The organism is Fusibacter sp. (assembly GCF_057447755.1).
The window spans coordinates 1-9,153 of sequence record NZ_JBVBZF010000140.1; the positions used below are offsets into that span (position 1 = coordinate 1).

Consider the following 9,153-nt stretch of genomic DNA (forward strand, 5'->3'; position numbering starts at 1 on the left):
ACACTCTTAACAAGAGATGGTTCCTTTACCATAAATGGTATTGGCGAACTTGTGTCATTTGACGGAAGTCGTGTTCAAGGTTTAAATGGCCCAATAACCATTACCAGTGAAAATTTTGCAGTCAATGAATTCGGTGAAATTATTCAAGATGGTGAAATTACAGATAAAATCGTCATAACGGACTATTCAAATGTAGCAGATCTTGAAAAAGTAGGGGGTTCTTATTTTAGAGAAAAACCTGAAAATGAAATGACTGGTGAACGTAAAGAGTTCGCTGGAGAAGTAGTTCAGGGTTTTCTTGAACAATCAAACACAGATTCAATTTCTGAAATGATCCGATTGATTGAAATGAATCGTAATTATGAATCTAGTCAAAAAGTGGTGACAACGATAGATGATATGATTGGCAGGGCGGTCAATGATATCGCAGGAACGAGATAGAGGAGGGTGTTTTAAATGAAAGCTATGTGGTCTGCAGCATCAGGAATGAAAAACCTACAACTTAAAATAGATACAATCTCTAACAACTTAGCCAATGTCAACACAGTTGGTTTTAAGGGTCAGAGAATTGAGTTTAAAGATATCATGTATGAAAGAATGACTCAAACAGATCGTTTAGATGGTGAAGGGCGTCCTGTTCCAATAGAGATTGGTCATGGGGTTATGACTTCAGCTACCTTAAGAAACTTTGGTACTGGTAACTTACAACAAACTGAAGGCGATCTTGACTTTGCAATTAACGGGGACCACTTTTTTAAGGTGATTGATCAAAATGGCAATGAAAGGTTTACCAAGGATGGGACCTTTAAAATAGCGACTACAACTGACGGCGCTAAACTCGTGACTTCAGAGGGCTATTTTGTTCAGGGGACAGATGGTGACATTGTACTTGGGGAGAATATATCTGAGATTGCAGTGGATGGACAAGGAAATATTCAGGTTAAACGTAATGGTGAAGAGGATTATGAAGATCTTGGCACTTTTACATTGGCTAAATTTGTGAACGCACCTGGTCTTGAGAGTGTCGGTAAAAACCTTTATAAAGAGACCAGTGCATCTGGCGCTCCGATTGAAGGCTTAGAGGATGGCGATAAAACAGAAGTATGGCAAGGGTTTATTGAGAACAGTAATGTTCAAGTTGTTGATGAAATGATTAACTTGATCACTGCTGAAAGAGCATATGAAATGAATTCAAAATCAATTCAAACAGCAGATAGAATGCTTGAAATTGCAAATGCTTTAAAACGATAAGTTTTAAACTTTAGAGAAAGGACAAGCACATGAAAGTTGATAATATAGGACTTGGTAATACCTATCAGACGCAAACTCAAACTCAAAGTGAGACCGTGAACACTGATGATTTTAAGAAAAAACTAGAGGCTGCTGCCAAGTCTAAAGATGAATCAGAAATTAAAGAAGTATGTAAACAGTTTGAGTCAATATTTGTTAACATGCTCTTTAAAGAAATGAGAAAGACTGTACAAGAAGGTGGTCTTACTGAAAAGAGTAACGCAAGAGAGACTTTTGAAGGCATGCTTGATGAAGAAATGTCAAAGAAAATTACCGAAGCAGGCGGTATTGGCTTGGCAGATATGATGGTGAAGAATTTCATGAATAGGTATGATCAAGCAGAAGCTCCAGCAGAAACTGACGAAGATGACAAGATAAGCCTTGATCTTAAAGGATAGAGTATTAATATTTAAGAGGTTGATTGTAATTTATAGAACTTTAAAGGGTCTATAAGTTAGGATTAAGCTCTTATTTTAGTGGTATAAATAGGAGAGAATGATATTAAATAGAGGTGAGTTTAATGACAGGAATAGTACTTGAAGGTGGCGGCGCAAAAGGCGCATTTCATGTCGGTGCAATTAAAGCATTAAAGGAGTTAGGGATTGAATACGATGCTGTTGTAGGTGCATCTATAGGGTCGGTCAATGGCGCTTTGATTGCCATGGACGAGATTAAAAAGTTAGAGACATTATGGCTAGATACTTCTTTGGAAGACGTTATAAAAGGCGATGAGAAGCTCCTTGAAAAAGTCATGAAGTTTGAGTTTGGTTCAGATTTCGATGTCAATCAAGTAGGCAAATTTTTGATGGACACCCTAAAGCAGGGTGGGCTTGATGTGACGCCCTTTAAGAAGAAATTGAAAGAGATTGTAGATGAAAAGAAACTAAGAGCATCAGAAATTGAGTACGGCCTTGTGACTTTATCGTTAACAGATATGAAACCCATAGAGATTTTTATAGAAGATATTCCAGAAGGAAAGTTGCATGACTACATTATGGCATCGGCGAACTTTCCGGCTTTTAAGATCGAAAAAATTGACGACAAGTTGTTAGTAGATGGGGGTATTTTTGATAATCTCCCCATCAATATGTTGATCGAAAGAGGATATGAAGATATTATTGCAATTAGAGTTATGGGACTTGGTCGTCAAAGAAAGATTAAGAATAAAAAGAATGTAAACATAACAACCATTAAACCATCTGAGGATTTGGGAAAAACACTGGAAATAAGTGTTGAAAAGGCTGCATATAATATTAAGATGGGCTATTATGACACTTACCGGGTTTTTAAGAATTTAAAAGGTAAAATGTATTATATCAAAGGCGAAATCGATGAAGATTTGGTGTTTAATGAGTTGATCTCCCTTTCGGATAGAACCTTGATTGAAGTGGGAAAACTACTAGGAATAACCAAACCCCCTAAGCGTCTACTTTTTGAAGATGTTATTCCATTAATCAAGGAACTACTAGGTGTTGAAGACACGGCAACCTATGGCGAAATCGCCTTGTCGCTTTATGAATTTTTGGCGAAAGAACTAGGAATTGACCGTTTCAGAATATTGTCCTTTGAACAACTTGTGGGCCTTGTCCATAGACGATACAGGGAGGATAAAATTGATTTATCATCAGGCCGTGGCGATTTGACTCAAAAGTTAATTGGCATACTGTCGGTTAAAACAAATGTACTCTTCCCTCAAAAGTTAAAAGATGAAACCCTTAAACACTTGTTTTTTATGCTCTTTGAAACTGGATTTTTAGTGGACGGTGAAATCGCATTATAGAAACATGAAGCACTACCTTGATTTATAAAATGAGTTATAATAAGATATAACGAAGAAGATCTAATACGTTAGGAGAGATGGAGATGACCGTTAAAGAAAGATACGAACAGTGGCTTTATAATACCTATTTTGATGCTGATTTTAGAAATGAGTTAAAGGCGATTGAAAATCGTCCTGAAGAAATTGATGACCGATTTTACAGAGATTTAGAGTTTGGTACAGCTGGCATGAGAGGTATTATAGGTGCTGGCACAAATAGAATAAATGAATATGTGATTCGAAAAGCGACTCAAGGATTTGCAAACTTCTTGCTCGAGAGAGATGAAAAGCACCTCAAGGGACAATTTGAGCGCTCAGTGGTGATTGCCTATGACTCGAGAAGAAAGTCGTATGAATTTGCCCTTGAATCGGCAATGGTCATGGCAGGTAACGGCATTAAGGCTTATTTATTCGACGAGGTTAGAACAACACCTGAGCTTTCATTCGCTGTGAGAGAGCTCAAATGTATTGGGGGTATCATGGTGACCGCAAGCCACAACCCTCCAGAATACAATGGCTATAAGGTTTATGATGAAACTGGTTGTCAGTTGGTGCCGCACTTAGCAGAAGCACTGATTGACCATGTTAATCAGGTAATTGATTTTGAGCAGGTGAAAATATTGGACAAGAAAAGCGCGCTTGCCAACAATCTGTTTAAAATTATAAATGAAGATGTGGACTTGCCATATATAGAAATGGTTAAAAAGGTTTCGCTTAGACCAGAACTTCTTAAGAATTCAACACTCAAAGCAGTGTATACGCCACTTCATGGAACTGGTGGTGCTACTATTAAGCGCGTATTGAAAGAAATGGCCTTTTCCAATTTAATCGAAGTGACAAGTCAGATGATGCCGGATGGTGAATTCCCTACTTGCCAAAAGCCAAATCCTGAGGAATATGAGGCTTTTGAAGTTGCGATTGAGTATGCTGAAAAGCATAATGCAGATCTTGTCATTGCAACGGATCCAGATTGTGATCGTATAGGACTCTTGATTAAAGACCAGAATGTTTATAGAGTTTTAAATGGCAACCAAATCGGTGCCCTTTTCATGGAATACATCTTGGCTTCTAGATCCGACCTAACTGAAAATCATTTTGTGGTCAATACCATTGTTTCATCAGATTTAGCCAAGAGACAAGCCAAACATTATGGTGTTAAATTGATTCAGACCCTAACAGGCTTTAAGTTTATCGGTGAGCAAATTGAAAGAGATGAGCCTCATTTTGTCATGGGTTATGAAGAAAGCTATGGTTACTTGTTTGATCCCCATGTAAGAGATAAAGATGCCGTTATGGGAACCCTTATCGCCATCGAAATGGCAGAGTATTTCAAACAAAATGGTATGTCTTTACTAGAAAAGCTAGAAGAAATATACGAGACCCATGGCTATTTTATAGAAGAGACGATTTCAAAGAAATTTGAAGGTAAGGAAGGACACTCTGTTATGATGTCAATCATGGCAAAATTCAGAGAAAATGCTAAAAGTCTAATTGAATTTAAAAGTAGCATTGATTTTCAAAATGATGATACAGGCCTGCCAAAATCAGATGTTTTAAAATATTATTTGGATGACCATTCTTGGTTTGTTTTAAGACCATCAGGCACTGAACCTAAATTAAAAGTCTACTTCTCAATTCAAGCTGAGACTCAAGAAAAGGCCAAACAAAAGCTTGAGTATTACAAGGCGCTTATTATTGAAAAGGTATTGGATTAATGAATAAATCAAATTTAACATTTTTAAATGCTAAGGCCACCAACACCAGGTTAATGGGTGTTGTTGGTCTTGTGTGTGAATGGAGAGACCTTGAAAATAAACTGATCACACAGGTATTTCACCTTGACTATGAGTCATATGGTATTGACGGCTTTTATCATTTTTTAGAGGGTGATCAAAAGGAAATTCAAAATACTATCTTGGGCGTCACTGGTGGTTTAGGGGGCAGTTTTGTTGATGTTTCCTATGATGAGTTTGTATTTTTGATAAAGTCCGCATTTATCGTGGATCCAAATTCAGTGGAAATTCTTGTGGATTTTGAATATTTTTACGATGATTTTGAATCCCTATATGCTGGTATTACTTTAGACCAAGAACTCGATTTATATGGGAAGCTCTGTCCTCAAATAGAAACGGATATTGAGCTCTTAAACTATTTTGTCATGAGAAATGTAGGTTGTGATTATCCCGCGACCATGTTACTGTGGCAAAATGGAAACGTCGATGAAACCTTTGAACTTGTCGATGAACCCTATAGTCTTTTGAAAAATACCACGACCTTATTTAAGGAGAAGGCTTCCAGTAGACTTTATAAATGTGAAGCACTTATTGACTTTGAGGCACATTACAAAATAGTTGTGATTGAAATAGAAGTATCAAAAGCTGAGATGAAAGTCATACGCGCAGAGGTTAAGGAAAGTCTTGAGATTTCAAGTATAGAAGCCTCTTTCAATTTGAATAAGCCCGAATATATGATGATTTTAACCATAGAAGATGCTTTTTTTGAAAGAAGATTTCATGATCAAAATCCTGAAATGATGCGATACGATTATTATAATGGTAGACTATATAGTGAGTTTAATCCCCATAATGATCATGTGAAGGAAAATCCCTATTATTTAAACGGTGATCTTTTTGCACTCTACTTTTTTACAACAGATGGACAACTGATCGTGGGTTCTTTGAATAAGGCATCCCTACAAGCAGTGGACCAAGCTTTTACAGAAAATCAAGTCTATGAGGATAGCATGCAGTTCATATGCGAGGTAAAGACAGACCATCCTGTTCTTTATTCGTTTATGAACAGTGCCTATGACAATATATTCGATTTTCTAGAAAACTGGAGGGGATAGAATGGCAGTGATGTCACAAGTTATGGTATTGTTTTTATTAATAATTACAGGTGTCATCGCAAAAAAGCTGGGTGTTGTCACAGATAAGATCAATCGTGAAATTGGCAGACTGATCATGAATATCACATTACCAGCATTTATAATTGTTTCTATGAATTATGAGTTTTCATATGAAGCATTGCTTGAAAGCATGAATTTACTTGTTATCTCATTTTGTGTTTATGCTTTTGCAATTTTTGTGAGCAAGTTAATGGTCAAAATATTGAAGCTCAAACCACCAAAAGTAGATATATATGAGTATGTCATCACTTTTTCAAATGTGGGTTATATGGGATATCCAGTTGTTGCAATCGTCTTTGGAAAAATTGGCGTTTTTTATGCGGCAATCTACAATTTATCCTTTAATTTATTGATTTGGACTTATGGGATTCATCTGATGAGACGGTCTAAAAAAGATGTGGTTATGAATGTAAAAGATAGACTTAAGAATATTTTTAATCCTGGTCTTGTGGCTGTTTTTATAGGCTTTTTTATGTTTTTAACGTCATTTGAATTACCAGAGACCCTCTTTAAAACTCTAGATATGATTGGCGGTACAACCACACCATTATCAATGATGTTCATTGGTTTCTTACTTGCAGAGTTGGAATTCAAAGACTTATTCAATGAAATTAAAGACTATGTGGTCATTTTGGTTAGGTTGCTCCTTCTGCCAACACTTGTTGGTGGTTTTTTGTGGAAGATTGGCATGACAGGATATGTACTGGGCATCCCAGTTTTGATAACAGCTATGCCGGCCGCTGCCAATACGGCTGTTTTTGCGGAACTCTATGACAATGATTCTGTTTTGGCATCAAAGTTGATTTTTATCAGCACATTATTATCAGTCGTAACGATTCCTCTTTTTATGATCATACTGCAAGCATAGAATGAGAAAATATAAAGAGCCTTATAGCATGACGCCTTCGGATGGGTTTAAACATTCTAGAAGTCATATTATAAGGCTCTTTTTAATTATTGTGGTCTAGGTTATAAACTTGTGTGGTCTTTTGAGTTTCAAAATCAGTGTAACGTTTAAACTCGGCCATCAGAAGCTCAATCTCTTTAGAAATACGCGAGCATGTGAGTGCATCGCCTTTTTTTTCGAGTATCTTAAGTTGTAATTTCCTAGATTCAATTTCTTGATATAGCCGTTCTCTGTAGTTCATTTGTGCCTCCTGATGTGATTCTCTATGTCATTTATCGGTATATAATCTAATTTTCTTAGATAAAATGCATAAAAATAGTGCTTATGTCCCGAAAAATATCGGCAATTAGTCGTGGACTCATGTATTTTATCAAAATTATATGATTTTGAAAAGTCCTTTCGGGTATGTATTTCATGAAAATTAAATTATTTTAATAAAATAAGTGTTGCGTCAAGTTTAAGGTTGTGCTATTATTGTCTAGTAAATTTAATAGTAATCCTTATCAAGAGCGATGGAGGGAATAGGCCCTATGAAGTCCAGCAACCGGTTTTACACGGTGCTAAATCCTACAGATATGATGGGTATCTGGAAGATGAGGTTGTGAGAATACTCGCCTCTTCTTGTGAAGAGGTTTTTTTACGCCTATAATTCATCAAATGAGATATAAAAGGATTATCAAAACTATATTTTTTATGGAGGTGTCGTAGAATGGCAAGAAGATTATTTACTTCTGAATCTGTAACTGAGGGTCATCCAGATAAGATCTGTGACCAAATTTCTGACTCAATTTTGGATGCAATTTTTGAGCAAGATCCTAACGCAAGGGTTGCTTGTGAAACATCTGTGACAACAGGTCTGGTTTTGATTGCTGGAGAAATCACAACTGAGTGTTATGTAGACATTCAAAGTGTTGTAAGAGAAACAATTAAGGGTATCGGCTATACAAGAGCTAAATTTGGTTTCGACGGCGAAACTTGTGGCGTTCTAGTAGCAATCGATAAACAATCAGATGATATCGCTATGGGTGTTGATAAAGCGCTCGAAAGTAAAGAAGGCAATATGGAAGATGAAGTAGGTGCAGGGGACCAAGGGATCATGTTTGGTTTTGCATGTAACGAAACACCTGAATTAATGCCACTTCCAATCTCGCTTGCACATAGACTTGCAAAGAGATTAACGGATGTTAGAAAAGATGGTACTTTAGAATATTTAAGACCAGATGGCAAGACTCAAGTTACAATTGAGTATGATGAAAATGATAAGCCTGTAAGAGTTCATACGGTTTTAATTTCAACTCAACATGGTCCTGAAGTGACAAGAGAAGAAATCGAAGCAGACTTGATCAAACATGTTATCAATCCAGTTGTTCCTGCTGAACTTTTAGTAGACACTAGAATTTTAGTGAACCCAACTGGTAGATTCGTAATCGGTGGTCCTCAAGGGGATGCTGGTTTAACAGGTAGAAAAATCATCGTAGACACATACGGTGGCTACTCTAGACATGGTGGTGGTGCATTCTCTGGAAAAGACCCTACAAAAGTAGATAGATCTGCTGCTTATGCTGCTAGATATGTTGCTAAAAACCTTGTAGCTGCAGGTGTTGCTGATAAATGTGAGCTTGAGCTTGCATATGCTATCGGTGTTGCACATCCTGTTTCAATTATGGTAGAGACATTTGGTACTGGTAAAATTTCTGATGAAGCGATTACTGAACTTGTTAAAAAGCATTTTGACTTAAGACCAGGCGCAATTATCAGAGAATTAGACTTAAGAAGACCAATTTACAAGCAAACAGCTGCATACGGTCACTTTGGTAGAACTGATATTGATTTACCATGGGAAAAAACAGATCGTGCTGATGCGATTAGAAAAGATGCCTTTGGTGCATAATTTATAACAAAATGATGGTGGAGCCCCCCACCCAATATATATGCCTTCTGAACAAGCGTCCTCGGCTTTGCCTGCGGATTGTTCATCCGGCACATACATTGGGTGGGGGGCTTTGTGCATTGTGCTGGGGGAAATTATGATCGTATATTTTAGAAGATAATTGAAAAAAATATGGTTTTGAACAAGCGTCCTCGGCTTTGCCTGCGGATTGTTCATCAGCCCATATAACAGGTGGGGGGCTTTTTACGTTATGCTGGGGAAAATTATGATAGGATTATAAAAGATAAGTGAAATTGGTGTAATTCCGAGCAAGCGTCCTCGGCTTTGCCTGCGGATTG

Annotated in this window: 9 protein-coding genes and 1 riboswitch; of the genes, 8 read left to right on the forward strand and 1 reads right to left on the reverse strand. The window is 37.0% G+C overall.

Annotated features, from left to right (window positions below; genetic code table 11):
- The 7 genes from AC220I_RS13990 to AC220I_RS14020 form a co-directional block, all read left to right on the forward strand.
- Positions 1-441: flagellar basal body rod C-terminal domain-containing protein (locus tag AC220I_RS13990; RefSeq protein ID WP_486724469.1), on the forward strand; the 441-nt coding region annotated here is incomplete at its 5' end.
- Between the two features lie 15 nt (positions 442-456).
- Positions 457-1,251, forward strand: a complete 795-nt coding sequence (gene flgG / locus AC220I_RS13995; RefSeq protein WP_486724470.1) for a flagellar basal-body rod protein FlgG — start codon at positions 457-459, stop codon at positions 1,249-1,251.
- Between the two features lie 29 nt (positions 1,252-1,280).
- Complete coding sequence (locus AC220I_RS14000) at positions 1,281-1,688, forward strand: rod-binding protein (RefSeq protein WP_486724471.1); 408 nt, start codon at positions 1,281-1,283, stop codon at positions 1,686-1,688.
- Positions 1,689-1,810: 122 nt separating this feature from the next.
- Positions 1,811-3,070 (forward strand): patatin-like phospholipase family protein, encoded by a 1,260-nt coding sequence (locus tag AC220I_RS14005; protein ID WP_486724472.1) that lies wholly within the window; start codon positions 1,811-1,813, stop codon positions 3,068-3,070.
- 83 nt (positions 3,071-3,153) lie between these two features.
- Positions 3,154-4,824, forward strand: a complete 1,671-nt coding sequence (locus AC220I_RS14010; protein ID WP_486724473.1) for a phospho-sugar mutase — start codon at positions 3,154-3,156, stop codon at positions 4,822-4,824.
- The gene (locus tag AC220I_RS14015; protein ID WP_486724474.1) at positions 4,824-5,957 is read left to right on the forward strand and encodes a hypothetical protein; all 1,134 of its coding nucleotides are present in this window, start codon (positions 4,824-4,826) and stop codon (positions 5,955-5,957) included. The genes AC220I_RS14010 and AC220I_RS14015 overlap by 1 nt, the downstream gene beginning before the upstream one ends.
- 1 nt (position 5,958) lies before the next feature.
- Positions 5,959-6,885 (forward strand): AEC family transporter, encoded by a 927-nt coding sequence (locus tag AC220I_RS14020; RefSeq protein ID WP_486724475.1) that lies wholly within the window; start codon positions 5,959-5,961, stop codon positions 6,883-6,885.
- An 82-nt stretch (positions 6,886-6,967) separates the two neighbouring features.
- Here the strand turns inward: AC220I_RS14020 and AC220I_RS14025 are convergent, their stop codons facing one another.
- Positions 6,968-7,165 (reverse strand): hypothetical protein, encoded by a 198-nt coding sequence (locus AC220I_RS14025; RefSeq protein ID WP_486724476.1) that lies wholly within the window; start codon positions 7,163-7,165, stop codon positions 6,968-6,970.
- Between the two features lie 256 nt (positions 7,166-7,421).
- Positions 7,422-7,524, forward strand: a riboswitch (SAM riboswitch).
- Between the two features lie 109 nt (positions 7,525-7,633).
- Here AC220I_RS14025 and metK point away from each other — a divergent pair.
- A complete protein-coding gene (gene metK, locus AC220I_RS14030) occupies positions 7,634-8,815 on the forward strand; it encodes a methionine adenosyltransferase (RefSeq protein ID WP_486724477.1) in 1,182 nt (393 codons plus the stop codon).
- The last annotated feature ends 338 nt before the right edge of the window (positions 8,816-9,153 follow it).

What these genes read in the sequence shown, in the direction of transcription:
- flgG (WP_486724470.1), top strand. Translation starts at nt 457, where the DNA reads ATGAAAGCTATGTGGTCTGCAGCATCAGGAATGAAAAACCTACAACTT.
- AC220I_RS14000 (WP_486724471.1), top strand. Translation starts at nt 1,281, where the DNA reads ATGAAAGTTGATAATATAGGACTTGGTAATACCTATCAGACGCAAACT.
- AC220I_RS14005 (WP_486724472.1), top strand. Translation starts at nt 1,811, where the DNA reads ATGACAGGAATAGTACTTGAAGGTGGCGGCGCAAAAGGCGCATTTCAT.
- AC220I_RS14010 (WP_486724473.1), top strand. Translation starts at nt 3,154, where the DNA reads ATGACCGTTAAAGAAAGATACGAACAGTGGCTTTATAATACCTATTTT.
- AC220I_RS14015 (WP_486724474.1), top strand. Translation starts at nt 4,824, where the DNA reads ATGAATAAATCAAATTTAACATTTTTAAATGCTAAGGCCACCAACACC.
- AC220I_RS14020 (WP_486724475.1), top strand. Translation starts at nt 5,959, where the DNA reads ATGGCAGTGATGTCACAAGTTATGGTATTGTTTTTATTAATAATTACA.
- AC220I_RS14025 (WP_486724476.1), bottom strand. Translation starts at nt 7,165, where the DNA reads ATGAACTACAGAGAACGGCTATATCAAGAAATTGAATCTAGGAAATTA.
- metK (WP_486724477.1), top strand. Translation starts at nt 7,634, where the DNA reads ATGGCAAGAAGATTATTTACTTCTGAATCTGTAACTGAGGGTCATCCA.